Genomic DNA, 25180 nt, shown 5'->3' with positions numbered 1-25180 from the left:
CCTCGGGATAAGCAGACATCGGTTCCCATCCATCCGCAGGCGCTGACGCGAAACAGGGCAGATCTGTCCCGTTTCGCGGCAATCTTCGGCTTCCGATTATCATTTAGCAGAAACCAAGCCAAATGTCTCGTGAACCATACGAGTAGAATACGACAATGTATCGGCACCATCCGGCAAAAAACTTCCGGATTTTGTATCCGGTGGCGAAAAGCATGGATAATATTTCCGAAACACGGCCCAAACCTGCAGAATATCTGTCTATCATCCAGTTCAAGGGTCTCGATTTGATGAAAAATCAGATTTCCAGGGACGACATTCCATACATCTACGCGCGTCGGAATTAATTCCGCCGAAAAATCGAGCATCGTATGGAGCGATCAACGGAGATCCGCTGTGCCTGTACTCGACAGATCAGGAATCAGGGCCGCGGGGTGAGGCAGAGAGGGATGTGCGGTCGACTTCGCAGCCACCGGGAAGGCTGCGGGAGCGGGACGGCCAAGGCAGGATTCACGCGACGGGGCAGCGATCTCGGATCGGGCTCCCGTCGCATTTCGAACCACGCCGGCTCATGGGGGCACGTGCCCGCGGCTACTGTAACCGGCCGGCTTCGGACCGGGCCGATCGGAGGCTCAGCCGGAACGGAAGGCCGCGGACAGGACGCGCGGTCGGAAGACGGAGGTCGACCACGCGGTCCCGACGCTGCGCCAGATCGAGTTTCGAACGGCACAGGGCAGACGTCTGGCGCTATCCTGCAGGGGAGCCGAACGCTCAGCGCCGGCGCCGGGGGTCTGGGGACCTTCTGCTCGATCGGGCTTGCCGGATGCGGGATCTCGGGCGTCGGAAGGTTTGCCTGCGCCCGTTCGTGACAAGGCTGTCGCTGGATGGTCAGGCGCTGCCGGATGTCGTCTCGGGACATTGTTCGCCCCCGATCGGCCCCGGATGCGATCGGGGAGCCGTACGGTCTCTCGGGTTTGGCGATTGGTCGGGCTAGGTCCTGCCTCGTGCCTCCGGCGGCGCCACGCCGGCCGAAGCGCGCCCCTGCTCGGCCCGTCCGGTGGTCCTACGGGCTCGACGGATCGCCCTCGGGCACCGAGGGGTTCGCTTCACCGCTTCGCGGCGTCAATGCGAGGTTGGAGCGGGTACCGGGAATCGAACCCGGGTATTCAGCTTGGAAGGCTGCTGCTCTACCATTGAGCTACACCCGCATCGCCGACCTTCGTAGCAGGTCACCGAGGCTCGAGACAGCCCGAACGGGTTCGGGATCTCGGTAAAGGTTTGGTGGGGGAAGTAGGACTCGAACCTACGAAGCTTACGCAGCGGATTTACAGTCCGCCCCCTTTGCCGCTCGGGACATTCCCCCAAACCGGCCGCCTCTCGACGGCGCGCCGTCCTTATGATGACCGCCCGACGCCGAGTCAACCGCGTCGCTCAATCGAAATACGCGAGATCGCAGATCCGCATTTGTGCCCTCTCGGCGCCGCGCCAGGTGTCCACCGAGAGCGTGCCGGCGACGTGCACTTCGCGGCCGATTCCGGAGAGGATGGCCTGTCCGAGCGGTCCCTGCGCGGCCCGGAACGCGATGGCGCCGATGGCCTGGCCGTCGCGGCTCCGCAGGCGGGCCCGCACGTGCCCGTTGCCCACGACGGCGGCATCGACGATGCGGTGGCGCGGAAGGACGAAGGTCGGCTCCGGGGCCGCCGATCCGAACGGGCCGGCCCGGTGGATCGTGCGGACCAGCTCGGCGGTGACGCCGCCCGCACTCATCGCGCCGTCCACCAGGAGCGCTTCCACGGCCCGCGCCTCGCTGACGGGCGCGGCCAGGGCGGCCGCGAGGTGATCGCGAAAGCGCGTGACATCCGGACCCGGCAGCGTCACGCCCGCCGCCATGGCGTGGCCGCCCCCCTTGAGGGCGAGCCCCGCCTCGACCGCCGTGCGGACCGCCTGGCCCAGATCGGCGCCCACGATGGAGCGTCCCGAGCCGGTCGCGGTGCCGTCGGGCCGGAGCGCGAAGGCGAAGGCCGGGCGGCCGAAGCGCTCCTTCAGGCGCGCGGCGATGAGCCCGACGACCCCGGGATGCCAGTCGGCGGATGCGGTCACCAGCACCGGATGCTCCGGATCGAGGCTGAGGGCGCGGTCCATCTCGGCCTCGGCGGCAGCGACCGCCTCCGCCTCGATGACCTGCCGCTCGCGGTTGAGCCGGTCGAGTTCCGCCGCGATCCGTGCGGCCTCGGCGGGATCGGCGGTGGTGAGGAGCGTCGCGCCGAGGCCCGCATCCCCGATCCGGCCGCCGGCATTGATGCGCGGGCCGACGAGGTATCCGAGATGCCAGGCCTCCGGCGCCTCGCTGAGGGACGCGGCGTCGAGGAGGGCGGCGAGGCCGACGCGGCCCCGGGCGCGCATCACCTTCAGCCCCTGGACCACGAAGGCGCGGTTGAGGCCGGTGAGCGGGACCACGTCCGCCACCGTGGCCAGGGCGACGAGATCGAGGGACTCGGCGAGATCGGGCAGCCGGTCGGCGAAGGCGGCCTCCCGGCGCAGGCGCCGGTTCAGGGCGACCAGGGTGAGGAAGACGACGCCGGCGGCGCAGAGATGCCCGAGGCCGGAGAGGTCGTCGAGGCGGTTCGGATTCACCAGGGCGTGGGCCGGCGGCAGGTGCTCGGGTGCGCCGTGATGGTCGAGGACGACGACGTCGAGGCCGAGCGCCGAGGCGGCCTCGAGGGGGGCGTGCCCGCTCGTCCCGCAATCGACGGTGACCAGCAGGGTCGCGCCGGCCGCGCGCAGGGCCGAGACGGCAGCGACGTTGGGGCCGTAGCCCTCGGTGATCCGGTCGGGAATATGGATCTGGACGGTCAGGCCGAGCCTGCGCAGGTAGCCGGCCAGGAGGGCGGCGCTGGCCGCGCCGTCGACGTCGTAGTCGCCGAACACCGCCACCCGCTCGCCGGCCACGACCGCACGGGCCAGCCGGTCGGTGGCGGCCGCCATGTCGACCAGGCAGTCCGGGTCGGGCATCAGGTCGCGCAGCCGCGGGCGCAGATGCGCCTCGGCCTCGGCCGGTCGGATGCCGCGTCCGGCCAGGACGCGGGCCAGCAGTTCGGGCAGGGCATGCGCCTGCACCATGGTCGCCGCATAGGCCTGGAGGGCCGGATCGGCGCAGCGGTCACGCCAGGGCCGGCCGAGGACCGAGCGGCTGACGTCGAGGAACGCGCGGGGCACGTCGAGGGAGAGGGCGGCTGACACGGGGCGGATCATAGCGCCATGCGCGGCGCAGGGCTGCATCCCAAACGACAAAGGGGCCGGCGAACGGACGCCGGCCCCTCGTGATCCGCGCCGCGGGCCGTCGCCCGCATCGGACTCAGAGGTTCTTGACGATGCTGTCGACCACCTTCTTCGCGTCGCCGAACAGCATCATGGTGTTGTCGCGGAAGAACACCTCGTTCTCGACGCCCGCGTAGCCGGAGCCCATGCCGCGCTTGATGAAGAGCACGGTCTTGGCCTTCTCCACGTCGAGGATCGGCATGCCGTAGATGGGCGAGGTCTTGTCGGTCTTGGCGGCCGGGTTGGTGACGTCGTTGGCGCCGATGACGAAGGCCACGTCGGCCTGCGGGAAGTCGCCGTTGATGTCTTCCAGCTCGTGAACCTCGTCGTAGGGCACGTTGGCCTCGGCGAGCAGCACGTTCATGTGGCCGGGCATGCGTCCGGCGACGGGGTGAATCGCGTACTTCACGTCCACACCCTCCTTCTTGAGCAGATCGACCATCTCGCGAAGGCTGTGCTGGGCCTGGGCCACCGCCATGCCGTAGCCGGGCACGATGATGACGCGCTCGGCGTTCTTCATGATGTAGGCCGCGTCGTCCGCCGAGCCCTGCTTGACCGGACGCGTCTCCACGGCGCCGCCGGCCGCCGCGGCGGTATCGCCGCCGAAGCCGCCGAGGATGACCGAGATGAACGACCGGTTCATCGCCTTGCACATGATGTAGGACAGGATCGCGCCCGACGAGCCCACCAGCGCGCCCGTGATAATGAGCGCGAGGTTGCCCAGGGTGAAGCCGATGCCGGCCGCGGCCCAGCCCGAGTAGGAGTTCAGCATCGAGACGACGACCGGCATGTCGGCGCCGCCGATCGGGATGATGAGCAGCCCGCCCAGCACGAAGGACAGGACGACGATCAGCCAGAAGATCGCCTTGCTCTCGGTACCGATGAAGATCGCGATCATCGCCACCAGGGCGATGCCGAGGGCGATGTTGATGGCATGCCGCTGCGGCAGCATGATCGGCTTGCCGGACATGCGACCGTCGAGCTTGGCGAAGGCGATGACCGAGCCCGTGAAGGTGATGGCGCCGATGGCCACGCCGAGGGCCATCTCGAACAGCGACTCCTTGTGGATGTGGCCGTTCTCGAGGATGCCCACCGCCTGCGGGGCGTAGAGGGTCGCGGCCGCGCCCATCACGGCCGCGAGGCCGACGAGGGAGTGGAAGGCGGCGACGAGCTGCGGCATCGCCGTCATCGGCACGCGCTTGGCGATCACCGCACCGGCACCGCCGCCGATGCCGAGGCCGAGCAGCACGAGGATCCAGGCGCCGAGCCCGGCCGGCGGATGGCCGACCAGGGTGGTGAGCATGGCCAGCCCCATGCCGATCATGCCGTACAGGTTGCCCTGCCGCGACGTGGTCGGGTGCGAGAGGCCCCGCAGCGCCATGATGAACAGGACGCCGGAGACGATGTAGAGAAGGGATGAGACGTTCTGGGACATGTCTCAGGCCTTCTTCTTGTACATGCCGAGCATGCGCTGGGTGACGAGGAACCCGCCGAAGATGTTCACGCTGGCGAGGATGATGCCGACGAAACCGAAGAAGCGGGCCCAGCCTGTGCCGTGCTCGACATAGGGAACGCCGGCAGCGAGGAGCGCGCCGACGATGATCACCGACGAGATCGCGTTGGTGACGGACATCAGGGGGGTGTGGAGGGCCGGGGTCACCGACCAGACCACGTAGTAGCCGACGAAGATCGCCAGCACGAAGATCGCGAGCTGGAAGACCGTGGGGTCGACGGCGCCGTGGGTCACGGCGCTGAGGCCGTGGCCGAGGCCGTCGGCGTATTTCTGCGCCTGGAGCGCGTGCTGCTGCGCGATGTCGGCAGCGGTTCGGGCCGCGGCGGCGGCGGCGCGCGCCTGCTCGGCGGCCTGATCGGGGGGAAGCGTGGCCATCGTATCCTCCGGCGGGATCAGGATTTGGGCTGGAACGAGGGATGCGAAACCTGGCCGTCGCGGGTCAGGTTGGTCGCCTTGACGAGCTCATCGTCCCACTTGACCGCCAGGGTCTTGGCCTCCTTGTCGATCAGCGTCTCGACGAAGGCGTAGAGGTTGCGGGCGTAGAGGCTGGAGGCCGTGGCCGCGAGGCGGCCGGGCACGTTGAGGTGGCCGACGATCTTCACGCCCTTGTCGGTCGTGACGACCTCGCCGGCCTTGGCGCCCTCGACGTTGCCGCCGCGCTCGACCGCGAGATCGATCAGGACCGAACCCGGCTTCATCGATGCGACCATCGCCTCGGAGACGAGCTGCGGGGCCGGGCGCCCGGGAATCAGCGCCGTCGTGATGACGATGTCCTGCTTGGCGATGTGGGTCGTGACGAGGTCGGCCTGCTTCTTCTTGTACTCGGCCGACATCTCCTTGGCGTAGCCGCCGGACGTCTCGGCCTGCTTGAACTCCTCGTCCTCGACGGCGACGAACTTCGCGCCGAGGGACTCGACCTGCTCCTTGGTGGCGGGCCGCACGTCGGTGGCGGTGACGACCGCGCCCATCCGGCGCGCCGTCGCGATCGCCTGGAGGCCGGCGACGCCGACGCCCATGACGAAGACGCGGGCCGCCGGAACCGTGCCGGCCGCGGTCATCATCATCGGCATGGCCCGGCCGTACTCGGCGGCGCCGTCGACCACGGCGCGGTAGCCGGCGAGGTTCGCCTGCGAGGAGAGCACGTCCATCACCTGGGCGCGGGTGATGCGCGGCATCAGTTCCATGGCGAAGGCGTCGAGGCCGGCCTCGGCCATCGCGCCGAGTTCGGCCTCGTGACCGTAGGGGTCCATGATGGCGACGACGGTGGCGCCGCGCTTCAGGAGCCCGATCTCGTCGGAGGACGGGCGCCGCACCTTCAGGACGAGGTCGGCCGAGCCGGCCGCGTCGCTGGCCGAGCCGGCGATGGAGGCGCCGGCGGCCTCGTACTCGGAATCCGGAACCCCGGCCTTGACGCCGGCTCCCGACTGGACGGCGACCTCGGCCCCGAGGCCGATGAATTTCTTGACCGTCTCTGGCACCGCCGCGACCCGCGGCTCCGCGGGATCGGTTTCCGATAATACAGCGATGCGCATGCAGGAATGCTCCTTAAAGGACGGCCCGAAGGCGACCCGCAAAATCAGTCAAGAAGTGTTCGGACAGGGATCAGGCGAAGGCGAGGTACAGGGCCAGCAGGATGCCGACCGCCAGGGGCGCTTTCCAGCCGATCGCGGGCGCGAGGGCGCCCACCGCACCGGCGATGCCCGACAGGATCACACCGAAGATGGCCGTCAGCCACGCCTCGCGGATTCCACCGACCGCCAGGGCCAGCACCCAGCACAGCACGACGCCGGTGCCGATCTCAACGAACCGAACGAAGCCGCGATAAGTCTGCTCGTGGGTCTTCTCATCCATCGCCGGGCTGTAATGCGCGCCGGACACGGTCTTGGTATCGGCCATCTTGTGGGCGTCCCCTTGGGCGTCGTCTTGATTTGTTCCAAGGGGATTTAGCGCAAGCCAAGGTCGCTCGCAATCGACATGCGCGCCCTGTAATCGGCTCAAACGGCTTTTTATTGCCACGCTTTCAAGCCGGCAACGCAAGTCCTGCCGTCGTCAGCGCCTTGCCCTGGCGAGCTTCGAGCTCCGCGAGGGAGAATCGATCGATCTCGGCCTCGAACAACCGGTGGTAGTTCAGCTCCGACCGGAGATGGAGGAAGACGGCGCCGAGGCCGACGGCGGCGCGGTCCATGAACACGAATTCCTGCGGGATCGTGACGGGACCGCGCGCCTTGAGGGCCTGATGCACTTCGAAGGCCTGGCGCCGCCCGTACTCGCCCGGCTTGACGCCGTCGGCCACCGTCCGGGTCCGGTCCTCCAGGATCGGCCCGTAGATGAAGCGCGCCCAGATGTTCAGGATCTCGACGAGCTCCTTGTTGAGGTTCTTGAAGCCCCAGGTCTCGTAGGCGTGGACGATCCGGGCGTTGTCGTTGGTGAGGAGGCCCCGGTACAGGTCGACGACGCCGCCGACGAAGCGTGGATGGAAGATCCGCACGCAGCCGTAATCGAGCAGGTTGATGCCCTGGGCTTCGCCGTCCTCCGAGAAGACCGTGTAGTTGCCGAGATGCGGATCGCCGTGGATGACCGCCGCGCGGCTGAAGGGATGCCACCAGGCCTTGAACATCGACTGGGCCAACCGGTTGCGAATCTCGACGGGCGCCTCGGCGAAATCGAGGATTCGCTGGCCGTCGAGCCAGCCGAGGGTCAGCAGGCGTTTCGTCGAGAGATCTTTGTGGATGGCCGGGACCCGCACCGCATCGACGTCGCGCAGGACGTTCCCGTAGAGGACCGCGTGCTTGGCTTCGCGCTCGTAATCCAGTTCCTCGCGCACGCGGGCGCCGATCTCCTTGGCGATCTCGCGGGTATCGAGCCAGGACGACATCCGGCGGTGGAGCGCGAAGGCGACCTCGAGCTGCTTGAGGTCGGCCTCCACGGCCGATTGCATGTCCGGGTACTGGAGCTTGCAGGCGAGCCGGGTCCCATCGAGGGCGGTGGCGCGGTGGACCTGCCCCAGGGAGGCGGCCGCGGCCGGCTTGAGGTCGAAGTTCTGGAAGCGGGCCTGCCAGTTGGCCCCGAGCTCGGCCATCATGCGGCGCTTCACGAAGGCCGCGCCCATCGGAGGCGCGTCGGCCTGGAGCTTCTGCAGCTCGGTGGCGTATTCCGGCGGCAGAAGGTCCGGCACGGTGGCCAGCAGCTGCGCCACCTTCATGATCGGCCCCTTCAGGCCGCCGAGGGCCTGCGCCAGGGCCGCGGCGTTGGTCGGAGCCTCCTTGCCGCCGAACAGCTTCGCGCCGGCCATCCGCGCCGCCACCCCACCGACATTGGCGCCGACGCGGGCATAGCGGCTCGCGCGGGCGGAGAAGCGGTTGGCTTCGCGATCGGTGTCGGCCATCGGGATCATTCAACTCGTGGGGAAATGCTCACCCCGAGATAAGCGCGGCGGCCCGGCCTGCCAGGGCGGCGGGCTCATGGGTCGCGGCTCGGCGCCGAGGGCGTCGGCCAATTGTCACGGATCCAGCGGGCGAGGCCCGCCTCCTCGATCTCGCCGGCCACAAGGCCCCTGATCATGACCACGGCCTCGGCCTCTTCCACCAGGAAGTCGATGCCGTTCAGCCCGAGGAACGTGATCAGGGACAGGAAGGCCGCGCGCTCGTTGCCATCGATGAAGGAATGATTCTTCGCGATCCAGAAGGCATAGGCGGCGCCCAGCTCGGCCAGATCGACCGAACCATAGGCGGCGCGGTTCACCGGCCGACCGAGGGCGGATTCCAGAGCACCCGCGTCGCGCAGACCGCTCGGCCCGCCGAACGGTCTGAATTGGCGGGCATGGATCGCCTGGACGAGTTCGCTCGTCAGTCAGACGATCTCGCTCTCCGATGCACTCACTTCGCGAGTTCTGTCAGCGCGTTGCGGTAGGCCTTCATCGCGCGCTCGGCGATTTCCATTCCCTTCTCGAAGGTCGGATCGAGGGGAGACAGCCGTACCGAACCATCGGCGTTCTCGGTCACCGACAGCCAGTCGCCCTGACCCAGGTTGAGTTTTCCCAGGAGTTCCCTCGGCAGGATCAGCCCCGTCGAGTTGCCGATCTTCTTGACTTCGAGTTTCATGGGACGCCGCCTTCCGTTGTACAGAACGTACAACGGAAGGCGGCGAGCGCCACGAGTCTCACCCCTCCATCGCCTCGAGCTCGGCGATCATGCCCTCGATCATCGACAGGCCGATCTGCCAGAAGCCCGGGTCGCGGGCGTCGAGGCCGAAGGGGGCCAGGAGTTCGCCGTAGGGCTTGGCGCCGCCGGCCGAGAGCAGGGCGAAGTAGCGGTCCACGAAGCCGTCCTCCGCCTTGGCATAGACGCCGTAGAGCGAGTTCACGAGGCAGTCGCCGAAGGCATAGGCGTAGACGTAGAACGGCGAGTGGATGAAGTGCGGGATGTAGGCCCAGAACGGCTCGTAGCCCGGGTCGAGGGTGATCGCCGGACCCAGGCTCTCCGCCTGCACCGACATCCAGAGCCCGTTGATCTGCTCGGCGGTCAGCTCGCCCTGGGCCCGGGCGAGGTGGACCTTCCGCTCGAAGGCGTAGAACGCGATCTGGCGCACCACGGTGTTGATCATGTCCTCGACCTTCGCCGCCAGCATGGCGCGGCGCTGGCCCGGGCTGGCGGTCGCGGCCAGGAGGCGGCGGAAGGTCAGCATCTCGCCGAAGACGCTGGCGGTCTCGGCCAGGGTCAGGGGCGTCGGCGCCATCAGGGCGCCGTTCGGGCCGGCGAGGACCTGATGCACCCCATGGCCGAGCTCGTGCGCGAGCGTCATCACGTCCCGCGGCTTCCCCTGGTAGTTGACCAGCACGTAGGGATGGGCGGAGGGCACGGTCGGATGCGCGAAGGCGCCGGGTGCCTTGCCGGGCCGGGTCGGCGCGTCGATCCAGTTGCGGTCGAAGAACGTCCGGGCGATGTCGGCCATGCGCGGCGAGAAGGCCTGGTACGCATCGAGGACGGTGTCGCGGGCCTCGCTCCAGGGAATGGTGCGCTGGTCGACCTTCGGCAGGGGCGCGTTGCGGTCCCAGTAGGGCAGCGCATCGCGCCCGAACCACTTCGCCTTCAGGCGATAGTAGCGGTGCGACAGGCGCGGATAGGCCGCCTGGACGGCCTCCACCAGGGCGGCGACCACCTCGGGCTCGACCCGGTTCGAGAGGTGGCGCGCATCCGCCACGTCCTTGAAGCCGCGCCAGCGGTCGGAGATCTCCTTGTCCTTGGCCAGCGTGTTGGTGATCAGCGTGAAGGTGCGCAGGTTGGCGCGGAAGACCTCGCTCAGGGCGCCCGCCGCCTCCTTGCGGATGGCGCCGTCCGGATCCTGAAGCTTGTTGAGGGTCGGCTCCAGGGTGAGCTGCTCGCCCTGCACCGAGAAGCGCAGCGAGGCGATGGTGCCGTCGAAGAGGCGGTTCCACGCCGAGCGCCCCGTCACGGACTTCTCGAGGAACAGCTTCTCGGTGCGGTCGTCGAGCTGGAACGGCTTCTCGCGCCGCAGGTCCTCGATCCAGGGCGCGTAATGCGCGAGCGGGCCGGCGGCCATCGCCCGGTCCATCGCGGCGTCCGGAATGCGATTCAGCTCGAGGGCGAAGAACAGCAGGTGGCTGGAGGCGGCGGTCAGGCGCTCCTGCGTGTCGCCGTAGAACTTCTCGCGCAGCTCGTCGGTGGTGTCGCCGGAATAGACGAGGCCCGCGAAGGACATCAGCCGCCCGAGCAGGTCCTCGATCCCCTCGTAGGCCGCGACGGCCGCGGCGAGGTCGGCCGAGGCGTCGGCGCCCTCGGCCATCGCCAGGAGCCGGCCGGCGTAGCGCTCGGAGAACCCTGCGCAGTCCGCCTCGGCGCGCGCGAGGTCGGCGGCGAAGTCCGGCGAATCGATCCCCGCATAGAGGTCCGTCAGGTCCCATTCCGGCAGGACGCCGAGATCGGCGGCGTGCGCGGCGGCCCTGGCGGCGCTGGCCCCTTCCGCATGCGCGACGATGCCGGAACGAGTGGCATGGGCGACGGCTCGGCTCGGCATGATGATCTGGTTTCCTCTGGGCGCGGTGAGTGCCGTGCGCGGTGATATCGAGTGCGGGGCCCCTCCGATCAATCCGGAACCGGCAGAATCCTGAGGGCCGAGACGGTTTGTCTGGGGGCGGCCTGCCCGGTCCCGCGCGCCGGCGGCCGCCGTGCCCGGAAAAGTCGGATCGTCGTTAAGCGCGGCTTTACGCTCTTGGGCCACCCTACGGTTCGAAACGAAACACGCCGGCGGAGATGGCGCCCGGACGACGCCCCGTCGCCGGCCACCGCACCGCTTGCGAACAGCGAGGCTGCCCCATGTCGACAACGGTCCTGATCGTCGACGATGATCCCGTGCAGCGCCGCCTCGCCGAGGCGATGGTCCGGCGCCTGGGCTTCGAGGCGAAGGTGGCCGAGAGCGGCGAACAGGGCCTCGCGACGCTCCGGTCCGGCGACGCGATCGACGTGGTGCTCCTCGACCTCGTCATGCCGGGCGGCCTCGACGGCCTCGGGGTGATGGCCGAGATGCGCAAGACCGGCCTCGACGTGCCGGTGATCGTGCAGACCTCGAACGGCTCGATCGACGCCGTCGTCACCGCGATGCGGGCCGGCGCCACCGACTTCGTGGTCAAGCCCGCCGGGGCCGAGCGGCTGCAGGTCTCGATCAAGAACGCCCTCAAGGTCGACCAGCTCGAGGAGGAGGTCCGGCGCATGCGCCGGCGCGCCTCCGGTGCCCTCACCTTCAAGGACCTGACCTCGCGCAGCCCCGACATGGAGCGGGTGATCCGCCTCGCGGAGCGGTCGGCCAAGTCGAACATCCCCGTGCTGATCGAGGGCGAGTCCGGCGTCGGCAAGGAAGTGCTGGCCCGGGCGATCCAGGGCTCCGGCGACCGGCGCGGCAAGGCCTTCGTCACCGTCAATTGCGGCGCGATCCCCGACAACCTCGTCGAATCCACCCTGTTCGGCCACGAGAAGGGCGCCTTCACCGGCGCCACCGAGCGCCACGTCGGCAAGTTCGTCGAGGCCTCGGGCGGGACGCTCTTCCTCGACGAGATCGGCGAACTGCCCCTCGACGCGCAGGTGAAGCTCCTGCGCGCCCTGCAGGAGGGCGAGGTCGACCCGGTGGGCGGCAAGCGCGCCGTGCGCGTCGACATCCGCCTGATCTCGGCGACGAACCGCTCGCTCCTCGACCTCGTGAAGCAGGGCCGGTTCCGCGAGGACCTCTACTACCGCCTCAACGTCTTCCCGATGACCCTGCCGCCCCTGCGCGCCCGCCGCGAGGACATCCCGGACCTGGTGCGCTCCTTCTGTGCGCGCTTCGCCGCCGAGGAGGGCAAGAAGGTCCGGGCCATCACGCCCGAGGCGATGGCGCTGCTCACCCGCTACGGCTGGCCCGGCAACGTCCGCCAGCTGGAGAACGCGCTGTTCCGCGCGGTGGTGCTGGCGGATGGCGACGAGCTCACCGTCTCCGAGTTTCCCCAGATCGCCGCGCAGGTCGAGGGCTTCGACATCCGCATCCCCGCCGCGCCGGTCCAGCCCATGGTCCAGGGCGGGGCGCCCGAGCCCGTGCGCGAGATCGTCCGGGTGGAGGTGCGCGATCCGCACGCCATGAGCCTCGTCGCCGAGGAGACCGGCGAGATGAAGACCATGGAGGGGCTCGAGGCGGAGATCATCCGCTTCGCGCTGCAATTCTATCGCGGCCGGATGTCGGAGGTTTCGCGCCGCCTCGGAATCGGCCGATCCACCCTCTATCGCAAGCTCAAGGACCTCGGCCTCGCGGACGAGGACAAGGTCGACGAGGCCGCCGCCTGACGATCTTCCTGCGGCGAGCGTGCGATTGCGCACGCGCCCGCTTGATCCGAGTATCCTAATCCCACCGGCCGGCACGGTCGGTTCCGAGGAGTTGCCATCATGGGCGTTTCGCGCTCCGCCTCCGTCGCGCTGTCCGCCCTGCTGGCGGGCTGCGTCGGCTACGGGGCTCACGCCCAGGTTCCCGAGGCGAAGATCCCCGAGGCCCAGGCGCCCCAGGCCCAGGCGCCCCAGGCCCAGTCGCCCCAGGCCCAGTCGCCCCAGGCCCAGTCACCCCAGGCCGACCCGCCGCGGGCGCAGGCCTCGGACACGCCCGCCCCGACCCCGGTGACGCGGAACGCCTCGGTCGATCCGGGGGCTGCCGCGCCGGCCAGGCCCGACCCCGCCGCGAACGCGTCGAACCCGGCTCCGGCGACGGGACCGGACGCGAACGCCGCCGCTCCGGGAACGCCGCCCGCGAGCGAAGCGGCGGCACCGACGCCCCGGCCGAGCGACCCGCAGGCCGCGGCCATCGCCACCCGGCTCTCCGATTCCGCTCCCCTCCTCGCCAGGCTCTCGACCAAGGACCGCGAGGCGATCCAGGCCTTCTACGCGCTCGGCGCCTTCAAGCCGGTCTGGATCGTCGACGGAAGCCTGACCCCGGCGGCGAAATCCGCCGCGGCGCGCCTGGCCGCCGCCGGCGAGGACGGGCTGACGGCCTCGGCCTACCCGGTGCCGGTCCTCGGGACGCAGGGCGCGACTGAGGCCCAGATCGCCGAGGCCGACCTCAGGCTCTCGGCCGCCGTGGTGCTCTATGCCCGCGATGCCCGCGGCGGGCGCATCCATCTCGCGAGCGTGTCGCGCCTGATCACCCCCGCCCTCGACCTGCCGGCTCCGGAGGCCGTCCTCGCCCGCATCGCCTCCGGCGGCCCGTCGGCCGGATCGCTGCTCCAGGGCTACAACCCGGCCCAGCCGGGCTACCTCGCCCTGAAGGCGCGCCTCGCGACGCTGCGCGGACGCGGACAAACCCCGGCCGCGCCCAGCGTTCAGCTGCCGCCGGGACCGGTGCTCAAGCTCGGCATGACGGACCCGCGCGTTCCGGCGCTGCGCAGCCGCTTCGGCCTCGAGACGCGGACGGCCGGCACCCTCGACGCCGCGCCGGGCAATCCGGACACCTACGATTCCGGCGTGGTCGCGGCGGTGACCGCCTTCCAGCGCGCGCGGGGCCTGCCCGCCAACGGTGCCCTGACGGCGCAGACCGTGGCCGCCCTCGCCCGGCCCGAGGCCGCGGCGCGCACCGACGACGGCGAGGCCGCGCTCATCGTCAACATGGAGCGCTGGCGCTGGCTGCCCTCCGACCTCGGCCGCGACTACGTCATGGTCAACATTCCGGAGTTCCGCGTGCGGGTGATCCGGGACGGGCGCCAGCGCGACGAGGCACGGGTGATCGTCGGCAAGACGGAATCGCCGACGCCGATCTTCTCGGGGATGATGGAATACGCCGTCGTCAATCCGTCCTGGAACGTGCCGCCCTCGATCCTCAAGAACGAATTCCTGCCCGGGCTCGCCCGCGACCCGAACTACGCGGCGCGCCGCGGCTACGAGGTGGTCTACCGCAACGGGAACGTCTCGGTGCGCCAGCCGCCGGGCGAGCGCAACGCCCTCGGGTTCATCAAGTTCATGTTCCCGAACAACCACGCGGTCTACCTGCACGACACGCCCAACCGGACCCTGTTCTCGTCCGCGCATCGCGCCCTCAGCCACGGCTGCGTGCGGGTCGAGGACCCGTTCCGGTTCGCCGACGCGGTCCTGCCGGAGGCGTGGTCGAGCGAGCGCCTGAAGAAGCTCATCGGGAAGGGCGAGCGCCAGATCCGCCTGACCGAGAAGCTGCCGGTCCACCTCGCCTACTTCACGACCTCGGTCGACGAGGCCGGGACGGTCCGCACCCTGCCCGACCTCTACGGCTACGATTCGCGCATGAAGATCGCCCTGGGCCTCAGCCCGGGCAGCCTCCTCGTCGCGCGCGGGACCGACGGCAAGACGCCGGATGCCCGGCGTGCCGCCCAGAAGAAGCCGGCCGTGACCGCGCGGACGGGCTCGATCCTGACGGGCACGCCGAAGCCGATGGCCGAGGTGCGCCGTCCGCGCGTCCGGGAGGTGAATTCCGACGCCGACGCGGCGACCCGCACCACGGCGGCCCGTCCGCCCGCCGATTTCGGCGAGCCCGACCTCTGGACGCCGCGTCCGGGCCGGCCCTTGAACGGCTGGTGGTAGACGGCGGGGCGACCGGCGGCTCGACGCACCGGGTCCCGGCACCGTCTTGGGATCGTGCCGCGAGGAAGAAAATCCGCCCTGTGCGTCCGCGCACACCGGGGCACGATTTTGCCACGGTTGAGACTTAGCCGTTAACGCATGGGCGGAGACGCGCCGGGGATACGGTAAACCGGACGTTTACGGTTTTCGGCAACCTTGCGTTCACCACGATCCGTGCCCCGCGCGCGACTGGGTAGAGGGTGAGACCACGGTGGGTAAGCTTCTGCGACGCGGCCGTTCGGTCATGCGCCTCTCCGTCCCGAAGCGCACCGGGCGCCTCGCCGTCATCGCAGCCAGCTTCGGCCTCGCCCTGGTCGGTGGAACCCGCGGCACCCAGGATGCCGTCGCCAACGGCGACACCCGGACCATCTCGATCTATCACACCCACACCAAGGAAAGCCTGACCGTCACCTTTAAGCGCGACGGACGCTATGACCGGGCCGCCCTCGAGCAGCTGAACTGGCTCCTGCGCGACTGGCGCGCGGACGAGCCGACCAAGATGGATCCCCGGCTGTTCGACACGGTGTGGGAGGCCTACCGCTCGGTGGGCTCCCAGCAGCCGATCAACGTCGTCTCGGCCTATCGCTCCCCCGGCACCAACGCGATGCTGCGGCGGCGCTCGCGGATGGTCGCCGAGTACAGCCAGCACATGCTCGGCAAGGCGATGGACTTCCACCTGCCCGACGTCTCGATCGACCAGATCCGCGCCGTGGGCATGCGGATGCAGCGCGGCGGCGTCGGCTGGTATCCGCGTTCCGGCACACCCTTCGTCCATCTCGACGTCGGCTCCGTCCGGTCCTGGCCGCGCATGACCCACGACCAGCTGGCCCGCCTGTTCCCGGACGGCAAGACCGTTCACCTGCCCTCCGACAACCGCCCCCTCCCCGGCTACGAGCTCGCCCGCGCCGAGATCCTCTCGCGCGGCGGCACCGTCCTCGGCGTCACGGAAGTGGCGCAGATGGACGAGGATGACGGCCCGAGCATCAAGGGGTTCTTCGCGAGCCTGTTCGGCGGCGGCCGGGCGCAGGAGAGCGCGCCGCCGGTCCAGGCGGCGGCCAAGGCGCCCGAGCGGACGCGGGCCAAGCCGGCGCCGGTCCTCGTCGCCAGCGCCGATCCGGAGGACGCGGTCGGCGCCCGCGCCGCCCTCGCCTACGCGGCGCCCGCCACCGACGAGGCGCTGAAGGGCAATCTCCTCCGCCGCGACGGCCGCAATGCGCAGAGCCTGCTGACCGGCGAGGTGCCGGCCGAGGCGGCGACGCCGGCATCGGAGCCCGTCGCCTCCATCGCCCTGCCGCTTCCGCCCCGGCGTCCGTCCGAGTTCGCCGCCGTCACCGCCGCCCTCACGATGCCCCTGCCCCCGCAGCGGCCCGCCGTGCAGGTCGCGGGCCTCGGCAATGCCGGTATGGCCAATCTCCCGTCGACGCCCGTGGCGGCACGGCCGGCGCTGGTTCCGGCCAATGCCGAACCGCGCGTGCAATTGCGCGCCCTCTTCGTCGCGGCGGCGGCGGACGCGGAACCGGCGAGCCGCGCGGCTCCGGTGAAGCTCGCCAACGCCAAGACAAAGCTGGACGGCGCGCCGACGGCGATCGTCATGCCGCCGGCCGGCGTCGCGACCCGCTTCTCCGCCCGCAGCCCCGGCGACGACCTCGCGGCCTCCCGCTTCAGCAGTTCCGCCACGCGCACGGTCCCCGGCGCCCGCTGAGCCGAGATCCAGCGCGATCCGGTCGTCCCCACGACCGCAATCGGCCGGCGCGCTCCCGACCTACGCCCCCAATCCGAAGCGACCGCGAATTGCGGCGCGCGATGGCCCGCAGGCCGCGCCGGCAGCCGGTCGGACCATGCCCTCCGGCGACGCCATCCGGAACCGGATGCAGGCCCCGCGATCGGCGAGCCGTCGCACCATAATGCCTGGAATCGATCCAGAAACGGTTTGGATTGCCACCCGTCCCGCACGGTCGAACCGTAGAGGCCTGCGGCCAGGCAAGATAAAGCAGAGACCAGTGCCCTTTCTATCTCGTCTTGAATTCAATATCAAGACGCAAGCTCAAATTGCATCGAACAACGCGGCATGATCTTCGCTCCTGGCCTCGCCGGGATTGTTGTTCCCCCCTACGAGATGCCAGGCCTGCAAAATCTTGTGATGGATCCTTCCATCGAAATCGGCCGTTACTTTCGCCGATGCGGCCTCTGACCTGACGGTCTGTTTGATTTGGCGACCGATCGAGCGTTGCCTGTACGTATTTTATCGCGTGCGGAAACCACTTCGATCCCCCAAATGGGGTATGCGGGCTGTCCTTCCTTTGACGGACAAGAACCGCACCCAGCCACTGGGAGACTCTGGCAATCGTAGGATGAGGACCGCGATGGCTCCAAGACGAAAGGGAGGCGGTTCGTGATGGTCACCATCAGCGTCAGTTGCCTGCTGGCCGGCGTCGCCCTCGCGGCGGCCGCGCAGACCACGACACGTCGGCGTGCCGCCCTCGAATGGGCTGGCGGCACCCTGCTGATCGCCGGCCTGGGATTTCTGGGCGCGGGTCTTCGCCTCTTCCGATAGATCCTCGCCTGATCCGAGCAGACCGGGATGCTCGCTCGAAGCGGCGTGGCGAGGTGCCCGGCACCCGTCGATGCCGTGAGCGAAGCCGGCGCAGGGGCGAGACGTCGTCGTCGTGACGCCGTCGCCGAGATCTGCGGGACCGTCGCCCTATCTGCACGGCATGATCGCTCCGCCGCTGCACCGCTACCGAATGGCCGCTTTCGCGGCCCTCGCCCTTCTGGCCCCGGGGCCGACCCGGGCCGACGCGCCGGCCCTTCTGCTGGTGGGCCTCGACGGCAAGACCTTCTTCGAACCGGATGGCGGCCGCAACGGGCCGAACGGCCAGGACGCCGTCGGCATCGTCGACGTCAGCGACGAGGCCCGGCCCCGGCTCGTGCAGACCCTGCCCCTCGACAATTCCGTCTACGGACCACCGACGAACCTTCGGATCACGCCCGATGGCAAGCTCGGCCTCGTGGCGAGTTCCGTCCTGATGCGTCAGGAGGGACCGGCCTGGTACGCGCAGGCCGACGACCGGCTGCACGTCATCGATCTGTCCGCCAGCCCTGCGCGCCTGGTCGAGACCGTCACGGTCGGCCGCCAGCCCTCCGGCCTCGCCATCGCGAAGGCCGGGGACCTCGCCCTCGTCGCGAACCGCGAGGGACGCAGCGTCACGGTCCTGACGATCCGGGGCACGGAGGTGCGGCCCATCGCGACGATCGACGTTGGCGACGAGGCCGCGGCGGTCGCGTTCGCGCCCGACGGACGACGGGCCTTCGTGGCCAAGAACAAGGTCGGGCGCGTCGGAATCCTCGCCATCGCGGGGACGCAGGTGCGCTACGAGCGCGACCGGGACATGCCGGTGGGACCGGGCGTCTATGGGCTCGACGTGACGCCGGACGGATCCCTGGCGCTCACCGGCAATACCGGACCCGAGCCGAGCGACGGCCACGCCGATACGGTGAGCGTGATCCGCGCCGATGGCCCGCGCCCCCGCGTGATCGATCATCTGGGCATCGGCGACACGCCCGAGGCCCTGGCGATCGCGCCCGACGGCCGTCACGCGGCCGTCTCCGTGGTCCGCGGTGCGAGCGCGCCGCGCAGCAGCCCGGCCTACACGCCCACCGGCGCCGTCGCCCTCCTGGCGATCTCCGCGGACGGCGTCCGGCTGGTGTCGACCGCCGAGGCGGGTGCCGTGACCCAGGGGATCGCGTTCAGTCCGTCCGGAGGCTACGTCTATGTCGGAAACTACGTCGACCGGACCCTGGGCGTCTATCGCGTCGCGGGCGACAGCCTCGTCGATACCGGCACCCGGTTGGCGCTGCCCGGCCAGCCCGCCTCCCTAGCCGGACGCTAGGACCCGCCGTGCGGGCCGGTCGCGCCTCGGCCTCTCTGCCCGCAGCCGGCGGCGACGGGGCCGCGCGGCCGCCCCGCAGCGTCCACTATGTCGGCTTCCGTGACGACCGATACTGGAACGCCTACCGCCTCTTCGGCGGGCCGCGGGTGATCCACCGGCGCTGGGACTTCTACGCCACGCGCGACGTCGGCCCGGACGATGTCGTGATCTTCGCCGAAGGCGACGAGTCGCAACCGGTCGCCGACCGCAATGCGACGGATCTCGACGAGCGCTGGCTCTAGCAAGACATGAAAAAGCCTCGCAGCGGGGCTGGCGAGGCGGGTCGGCTGGACCGACGAAGCCCCGCGCCATCGACGGACACGGAGCTTCGACACGGCGTGGAGCGGTGGATCAGGCGGCCTGCTTGCGGCTTTTGGCCTTCGGCTGCACGTCCTCGTCCTCGTTGCGGTTGGCGACCTGGCCGAGCCCGATGGACTTCGCCAGTTCCGAGCGCATCGCCGCGTAGGACGGGGCGACCATGGGGTAGTCGGCCGGGAGGCCGTAGCGCTGGCGGTAGCTGTGCGGATCGAGGCCGTGGCTGCTCAGGTGCCGCTTCAGCGTCTTGTAGCTCTTGCCGTCGAGGAAGCTGATGATGCCGTCCGGCATGACCGACTTGCGGATCTGCGCGGCCGTCGGCTTCTCGGGCGCGATCTCCTCGGCGGTCTGCGAAACGCCGCTGACCAGGCCGTTGAGGGCAGCGTGCACGCTGCGGATCAGGTCCGGGAGATCGGTGGGCCGGACAGGATTGTTCGACACGTAAGCCGCAACGATGTCGGCTGCGAGATCGACGAAATCGGTCGTTTGAAGTTCGGTGCTTTCGGACATGCGTACTTTTCTTTTCCCTGTGCCCCCAAGGCACCAAATTGCCCATCCGTAGACATTTATCAAGCGCCAGCGGACCATTTGATCGATTTACATGCCAGACATGCACATCACAGATAAGAGATGTGCACAACAGAGGCGCTGCAGCAAGGCACCTACTGGGGATTATTGCTATTGTCGTCAGGCGGTTCGACCGACACAACCATCGGGCCGGCGTCGATAGACCGGGCATCGTCCATGCCGGCCCCGCTTGACGACGAATCAGGGCGCTCCCTGCTTGTTTCCGGGGGGCCGCTCGACCGTCGCTACCCGCCCGTCCGGCTCCGATCCTGGAGGATTTCTTCCTGTTGCCGCTGACGCTCCGCCTGCCGGCGCCCGAGCCAGAGGCTGTTCAGGAGCCAGGCGAGGGACAGCGGCACCGCCGTCACGGCGACGGCCGTCGCGCCGAGCCCGAGGGCCGCGATCCCGGCGAACGACCAGGCCCCGACCTGGTCACCGACGCGGTAGACCACCGTGTCGATGAAGTTCTTCGCCTTGTAGCGATCCTCCCGCGGCACGACGGTGAACAGCACCTCGCGAATGGGGCGCGCGATGGCGAAGTTGCCCGCCCGGCGCAGGACCTGGAACACCACGATGGCGGTGATCGTCGGGGACACGGCCAGCGCCGCGAAGCCGAGGATGCTGGCCGCCGGCAGCAGGGCGAGGCTCGGCCCGACGCCGATGCGCCGCACGATCCGCCCGGTCAGGAAGAACTGTACCCCGAGCGTCAGCACGTTCACCAGGAGGTCGACGCTGGCGAAGAAGGCCGTCTGCGCCCCGCGATCGGGGAAGCTGCGCTTGGCGATGCCGGCCTGCTCGAAATACAGGAAGGTCGAGGTGATCGAGAACAGCAGCAGGAACAGGCCGATGTTGAGCAGGTAGGGCGACCGGAAGGTCCGGGTGATGCCCGCGAAGGCGCTGCCGCCGATGGCCTCGGCGGGCGCGCCCTCGCCGGCCCCTGGCGCCTGGCGCAGGCGGTCCGACAGCCGGGCGAGGCCGCGCATGCTGAACACCGCCGCCTCGAGGAGCAGGGCCGCGCCGATCAGGAGCGCCCAGGTCGGCACGTCCCGGGCCAGGATCGCCGTGGTGGCCGAGCCCGCGATGGCGCCCAGGGTCGCGCCGGCCGCGATGAAGCCGAACAGGCGCTTGCCCTGCTCCGTCGAGAAGACGTCGACGATGGTGGCCCAGAACACCGAGACCACGAACAGGTTGAAGATCGACAGCCAGATGAAGAAGGCCCGGCCGATCCAGATGTCGCCCTCCGGACCCGCGAGGTAGAGTCCGGCGGCGAAGACCAGGATGTTGGCGGCGAAGAACCGGTAGGTCAGCGGCACGAAGCGCGCCCGCGGCAGGGTCTTCACCAGCCAGGCGAAGGGCACGTTGAGGGCCAGCATGCCAACCAGCGTCCCCGTGAAGAGCCAGGGCAGGTTCTCGATGCCGCCGGCCACGCCCATCTGGTCGCGGATCGGGCGCAGGACGTAGTAGGCCGCCAGGATCGAGAAGATGTAGGCCCAGGACCAGGCGAGCGCCGGCGCCTCGCCCGGCCGTACGTCGACGAGGCGCCCGAGCCAGCTGGAAGCAGGCCGCTCCGCCGGCGCATCGGGCGAAGCGCCGGCGGCGGTTTCACCGCTCAAGGCGTGACACCGAGGCGCGTGCGCAGGTCCGGGGCGGTGAGTTCGAGGCCGAAGCCGGGCGAGCCCATGGCGAAGCTGTCGGCCTTGGCGAGCGGCCCGACCACCACCGGGTCGAAGCCCGCATCGGTGACGAGCTTCGACACCTCGGCGACGGCCTTCGGGTCGTCGCCCGCGAGGGGGATCGCCATCCGGCCGCCGTCGCGATGGGCGTTCTTGGCGAACAGCTTGTAATTGGCCGCGTTGAAGGCCCGTACGATGCGGGCGCCTGCCAGGTACTTGGCCGACACGGCGGCGATGCCGCCGGCCTGGACCTCGCCGTAGACCTCGCCGTCGCGGGCCTGGGTGGCGTTGCCGGCATCGATGACGATCTTGCCCTTCAGGGCGGCGCCATGATCCTGCGCGATCTGCGGATAGGCCTTGTAGGGAACGGCGACGAGCAAGACGTCGCCGAAGGCGATCGCCTCGGCCGGAGTCCCGGCGCGGGCATTGGGTCCGAGGCCCTCGACGAGGCTCTTCAGTTCCTCCGGGTGCCGGGAGGACAGCATGACCTGATGGCCGGCCCTGGCCCAGAGACCGCCGAGGGTGCCGCCGATGTTGCCGGCCCCGATGATGCCGATGCGCGCGGGCTGGGACGGCGCCTGCGCCCAGGCCGGACCCGCGAAGGCCACGGCCAGGGTCGCGCCGGCGGCGAGCGCGAGGATCGCGCGGCGGGTCAGAGGGTCAGAGTGCATCGACGAAGGCCTCCATGCGAGTGCGCTGTGCGGCGTCGGGCAGGCGCCCCCGAGCGGCGCCGAGGTTGTCCTCGACATAGGCCGCTTTGGCCATGCCGGGGATCGGGCAGGTCACGGCCTCGTGCCCGAGGACGTATTTCAGGAAGAATTGCGGCCAGGTCGCGCAGTCGAACTCCGCCGCCCAGGGCGGTAGCTCGCGCCCCTGCACGGCCTTGAACAGGCGGTCCCGCCCGAAGGGCACGTTGACCATCACGGCCATGCCGCGCTCCTTCGCCAGGGGCAGGATGCGCGCGGCGGCGCCGCGATCGTCGAGGGCGTAGTTCACCTGGATGAAGTCCAGGGTCTCGCGCGCCATCAGGGCTTCCAGATCCGCGAGCTGGCTGTCCCGCCAGACCGTCGCGCCGAGGTAGCGGATCTTGCCCTCGGCCTTCAGCCCGCGCAGGGTCGCGAGGTTGGCGTCCGGATCGATGAGGTTGTGGACGGCGATGAGGTCGATCACCGCCGTCTTCAGGCGCTGGAAGGATCGCGCGATCTCCGCCGCACCGGCCTCGCGGCCCGGCGTCCCGACCTTGCTGCAGAGGAACACCTTCTCGCGAAGGCCGTCCTGGCCGAGGATCAGCCCGAGCACGTCCTCGGCGGTGCCGTAGCTCGGCGCGGTGTCGATCACCGTCCCGCCGAGCGACACGAAACGCTGCACCGCCTCGCGCAGCGGCGCGATCTTCTCCGGGGTCGGCTCGACTTCGTAGCGCCGCGAGGTGCCGATCCCGATCACCGGCAAGGTTTCGCCGGACGAGGGAATCGGCCGGCGCAGCAAACCCGTGGACTTCGCAGGGTCGGCGATCGCGGGACGTCCCGGCCATGCGACCGAGAGGGGCAGCAGACCGGCACCGGCGAGCACGGCGCGTCGTGAGAGATCCATCGGGGCCTGAACTCCAGCGAAGTCGAGCGTCCGTGACATCTAGGGCCGCCGCTCGGGCTTCGACATGTCCGGGAGTGGACGGATTTTCGGATCGACGCTCCCGAGGCCGGCCGAACCCCCGCGGCGCGGCCGACGAGGGCGCGGAAAGGCCGGCGAGGGCGGGCAGGCCGGCCTCGCCGCCGCATCGGCGGAACACGGCTCGTGCGGTGGCGCACCCTGTAGATTTCAGGACATCCGCTGCGGCAGACGTGGCCGTGAGAATTGGACCAAGGCCGAAAACGAAAGCTTAAGCATGCCGCTTAACGCTCGATAAGCACGAAGGACCTACCGATGAACTGAAGTCAATTTTACCATTCACCGAGACCGTGTGATGACGATTTATTACGTCGACGCATCTTCGTCCGCAGCGAGCGACCAGAACAGCGGCCGTTCCATGGCCACTCCGTTCGCGAGCCTCGACGCGGTCAACAAGCTCAAGCTGCAGGCGGGCGACACCGTCGCGTTCAAGGCCGGCACCGCCTACAATGCCTCGGCGGCCGGAACGGGCGCCCTGAACATCGCGGCATCCGGCACGGAGGCGGCGCCGATCACCTTCACCACCTATGGCCTGGGTGCCGCGGCCGTCATCAACAACAACGCCTCGGGTTATTCGGATGGTATCAACGTCGCCAATTCGAAATACATCGTCGTCGAAGGTCTGAACATCGGCGCGGCCGGACAGGCCGGCATCAACGTCATGAAGACGTCGAGCTACGTGACGATTCGGAACATCGAGGCGAGCAACGTCGGCGAAGGCGTCATGCTCAACGGCACGAACAACCTCGTCACGCGAAGCTATTTTCACGATCTGAAGATGATCAAGAATACGCCCGACATCAAGGATGACGATTACGGCGCGGTCGGGATCCTGATCGGCAACAGCAACAACGAAGTCTCGTTCAATCGCGTCACCAACGGCAAGGCCGCCAGCTACGACTACACCTACGACGGCGGCGGCATCGAGCTGTTCGGCAACATGGACAACATCAAGATTCACGACAACTGGGTCGAAAACAGCGTCGGCTTCATCGAGGCCGGTGGTTATAACAATTCCTTGACGAACATTTCCATCACCAACAACGTCAGCCTGAACAACAACGGCTTCATGGTCCTGCACAACGGTGGCGGCGGATTCGCCAGCAAGTTCTCCAACGTGGACGTCAGCCACAATTCGGTCATCGAACAGAACAACAGCACCAAGCAGATGGCCAGCGTCTTCCTGGACGCCGCCTACAAGGCAGGGCAGATCGCGTTTCACGACAATGCCATGTACCTGAATACGGGCGATTCGTTCTTCAAGCAGACCGGCGACTATCACTACAACAACGTCTTCTACATGCCCTCGTCGGCGACGCATCTCTACAACAATTGGGAGATGACGCTGAATGCCGGCGAACGGTTCTCGACGCTGAGCCTGACCGGGGACGTCTCCATCGTGCAGGCCCTCGCCGCCCAGTCAGGGGGTGCGGGTGCTACGCTCGTGACGACGAGCAACGTCGGCTTGATCGCGACCCTGTCCCCGACCGTGGCGCCTTCTGTGGTCCCGGCGGCAAGCACCGCCACCGCGGCCGCCGACGGGAGTTTCCGCGCCATCTACCGGTTCTTCGACACCAGCACGGGCGATCATTTCTACACCACGAGCGGCGTCGAAAAGCAGCAGATCCTGAGCACGATGCCGACGTTCAACTTCGAGGGCTCTCCCTGGGGGACGCCCGATCAGAGCGCGCTCACCCACGACGTGTTCCGTTTCCTGGAGACGAAGTCCGGCACACACTTCCTGACGGACAGCGTCGCGGAACGCGACCAGCTGATCAATTCCACCTCGAGCTACCATTACGAGGGCGTCGCCTTCCAGGCCTACAACGACGCGAGCGGTGCCGGGCACATGACCCTGGAGCGCTTCTACAACAAGGTGACGGGGCTGCATCACTATGCGGGCAGCGCCGAGGAGGCCGCCGGCATCAACAACGGCGCGGCCGGCGCCGGCTGGGTCGACGAGGGCAAGGCCTTCGTCGTCCATGCTCCGTCCGACACCATGCTGTTCGCCTGAGGCCTTTCCCGGGACACCGGGCTCGGACAGGCGCTCGACGTGGCGTCGGCCCGCTCCCGGCGTCCGGCTCGATC

Annotated in this window: 20 protein-coding genes and 2 tRNA genes; 7 read left to right on the top strand and 15 right to left on the bottom strand. The window is 69.1% G+C overall.

Features of this window, described 5'->3' with window-relative positions; translation table 11 throughout:
• Window positions 1–1131: 1131 nt before the first annotated feature.
• From AC0IWM_RS12090 to AC0IWM_RS12040, 11 genes are all read right to left on the bottom strand, one after another.
• Window positions 1132–1205: transfer RNA gene (locus AC0IWM_RS12090), tRNA-Gly, on the bottom strand.
• Window positions 1206–1276: 71 nt separating this feature from the next.
• Window positions 1277–1360 (bottom strand) — tRNA-Tyr (locus tag AC0IWM_RS12085).
• 68 nt (window positions 1361–1428) lie between these two features.
• Entirely contained in the window at window positions 1429–3249 is a 1821-nt protein-coding gene (gene recJ, locus AC0IWM_RS12080; protein WP_471755236.1) for a single-stranded-DNA-specific exonuclease RecJ, read from the bottom strand.
• Between the two features lie 103 nt (window positions 3250–3352).
• On the bottom strand, window positions 3353–4750 hold the full coding sequence (locus AC0IWM_RS12075) for an NAD(P)(+) transhydrogenase (Re/Si-specific) subunit beta (RefSeq protein WP_471755234.1): 1398 nt from the start codon (window positions 4748–4750) through the stop codon (window positions 3353–3355).
• Window positions 4751–4753: 3 nt separating this feature from the next.
• Window positions 4754–5203, bottom strand: a complete 450-nt coding sequence (locus tag AC0IWM_RS12070) for a proton-translocating transhydrogenase family protein (RefSeq protein ID WP_108035050.1) — start codon at window positions 5201–5203, stop codon at window positions 4754–4756.
• Between the two features lie 17 nt (window positions 5204–5220).
• Complete coding sequence (locus AC0IWM_RS12065) at window positions 5221–6360, bottom strand: Re/Si-specific NAD(P)(+) transhydrogenase subunit alpha (RefSeq protein ID WP_471755232.1); 1140 nt, start codon at window positions 6358–6360, stop codon at window positions 5221–5223.
• A 70-nt stretch (window positions 6361–6430) separates the two neighbouring features.
• Window positions 6431–6724, bottom strand: a complete 294-nt coding sequence (locus tag AC0IWM_RS12060; protein ID WP_056219345.1) for an aa3-type cytochrome c oxidase subunit IV — start codon at window positions 6722–6724, stop codon at window positions 6431–6433.
• Window positions 6725–6848: 124 nt separating this feature from the next.
• Window positions 6849–8213, bottom strand: a complete 1365-nt coding sequence (locus tag AC0IWM_RS12055; RefSeq protein ID WP_471755229.1) for an ABC1 kinase family protein — start codon at window positions 8211–8213, stop codon at window positions 6849–6851.
• Between the two features lie 74 nt (window positions 8214–8287).
• Window positions 8288–8677, bottom strand: coding sequence for a type II toxin-antitoxin system death-on-curing family toxin (locus tag AC0IWM_RS12050; RefSeq protein ID WP_471755264.1), 390 nt, complete (start codon window positions 8675–8677; stop codon window positions 8288–8290).
• A 26-nt stretch (window positions 8678–8703) separates the two neighbouring features.
• Window positions 8704–8928: an AbrB/MazE/SpoVT family DNA-binding domain-containing protein gene (locus AC0IWM_RS12045; RefSeq protein ID WP_471755227.1), complete on the bottom strand. Its 225-nt coding sequence runs from the start codon at window positions 8926–8928 to the stop codon at window positions 8704–8706.
• Window positions 8929–8986: 58 nt separating this feature from the next.
• A complete protein-coding gene (locus AC0IWM_RS12040) occupies window positions 8987–10861 on the bottom strand; it encodes a M3 family oligoendopeptidase (RefSeq protein ID WP_471755225.1) in 1875 nt (624 codons plus the stop codon).
• 299 nt (window positions 10862–11160) lie between these two features.
• Between AC0IWM_RS12040 and AC0IWM_RS12035 the strand changes: the two genes are divergently transcribed.
• The 6 genes from AC0IWM_RS12035 to AC0IWM_RS12010 all read left to right on the top strand — a co-directional run bounded on the left by AC0IWM_RS12035 (window position 11161) and on the right by AC0IWM_RS12010 (window position 19114).
• Complete coding sequence (locus tag AC0IWM_RS12035) at window positions 11161–12654, top strand: sigma-54-dependent transcriptional regulator (RefSeq protein WP_056473064.1); 1494 nt, start codon at window positions 11161–11163, stop codon at window positions 12652–12654.
• A gap of 99 nt (window positions 12655–12753) precedes the next feature.
• Window positions 12754–14904 carry a L,D-transpeptidase family protein gene (locus tag AC0IWM_RS12030; RefSeq protein ID WP_471755223.1) on the top strand — a complete coding sequence of 717 codons (2151 nt, stop codon included), beginning with the start codon at window positions 12754–12756 and terminating at the stop codon, window positions 14902–14904.
• A 283-nt stretch (window positions 14905–15187) separates the two neighbouring features.
• Window positions 15188–16645, top strand: a complete 1458-nt coding sequence (locus AC0IWM_RS12025) for a peptidoglycan L,D-endopeptidase MepK (protein ID WP_471755221.1) — start codon at window positions 15188–15190, stop codon at window positions 16643–16645.
• 690 nt (window positions 16646–17335) lie between these two features.
• Entirely contained in the window at window positions 17336–17497 is a 162-nt protein-coding gene (locus AC0IWM_RS12020; protein WP_471755219.1) for a hypothetical protein, read from the top strand.
• A gap of 190 nt (window positions 17498–17687) precedes the next feature.
• A complete protein-coding gene (locus tag AC0IWM_RS12015; protein ID WP_471755217.1) occupies window positions 17688–18833 on the top strand; it encodes a YncE family protein in 1146 nt (381 codons plus the stop codon).
• Between the two features lie 8 nt (window positions 18834–18841).
• Complete coding sequence (locus tag AC0IWM_RS12010; protein ID WP_471755215.1) at window positions 18842–19114, top strand: hypothetical protein; 273 nt, start codon at window positions 18842–18844, stop codon at window positions 19112–19114.
• A gap of 109 nt (window positions 19115–19223) precedes the next feature.
• Here AC0IWM_RS12010 and AC0IWM_RS12005 read toward each other — a convergent pair whose 3' ends face one another.
• From AC0IWM_RS12005 to AC0IWM_RS11990, 4 genes are all read right to left on the bottom strand, one after another.
• Window positions 19224–19697, bottom strand: a complete 474-nt coding sequence (locus AC0IWM_RS12005; protein ID WP_471755213.1) for a Ros/MucR family transcriptional regulator — start codon at window positions 19695–19697, stop codon at window positions 19224–19226.
• A gap of 302 nt (window positions 19698–19999) precedes the next feature.
• Window positions 20000–21367 carry an NTP/NDP exchange transporter gene (locus tag AC0IWM_RS12000; protein ID WP_471755211.1) on the bottom strand — a complete coding sequence of 456 codons (1368 nt, stop codon included), beginning with the start codon at window positions 21365–21367 and terminating at the stop codon, window positions 20000–20002.
• The gene (locus AC0IWM_RS11995; RefSeq protein WP_471755209.1) at window positions 21364–22098 is read right to left on the bottom strand and encodes an NADPH-dependent F420 reductase; all 735 of its coding nucleotides are present in this window, start codon (window positions 22096–22098) and stop codon (window positions 21364–21366) included. The genes AC0IWM_RS12000 and AC0IWM_RS11995 overlap by 4 nt, the downstream gene beginning before the upstream one ends.
• Entirely contained in the window at window positions 22088–23017 is a 930-nt protein-coding gene (locus tag AC0IWM_RS11990; RefSeq protein ID WP_471755207.1) for an aldo/keto reductase, read from the bottom strand. Before AC0IWM_RS11990 ends, AC0IWM_RS11995 begins: the two co-directional genes overlap by 11 nt.
• A 433-nt stretch (window positions 23018–23450) precedes the next feature.
• Here AC0IWM_RS11990 and AC0IWM_RS11985 point away from each other — a divergent pair, with 433 nt between their 5' ends.
• The gene (locus AC0IWM_RS11985; protein ID WP_471755206.1) at window positions 23451–25106 is read left to right on the top strand and encodes a hypothetical protein; all 1656 of its coding nucleotides are present in this window, start codon (window positions 23451–23453) and stop codon (window positions 25104–25106) included.
• The last annotated feature ends 74 nt before the right edge of the window (window positions 25107–25180 follow it).

The sequence above is a fragment of the Methylobacterium sp. AC433 genome (assembly GCF_979253015.1).
Note: the sequence above shows the minus strand (reverse complement) of the source record. Positions and strands in the feature narration are given on the sequence as shown.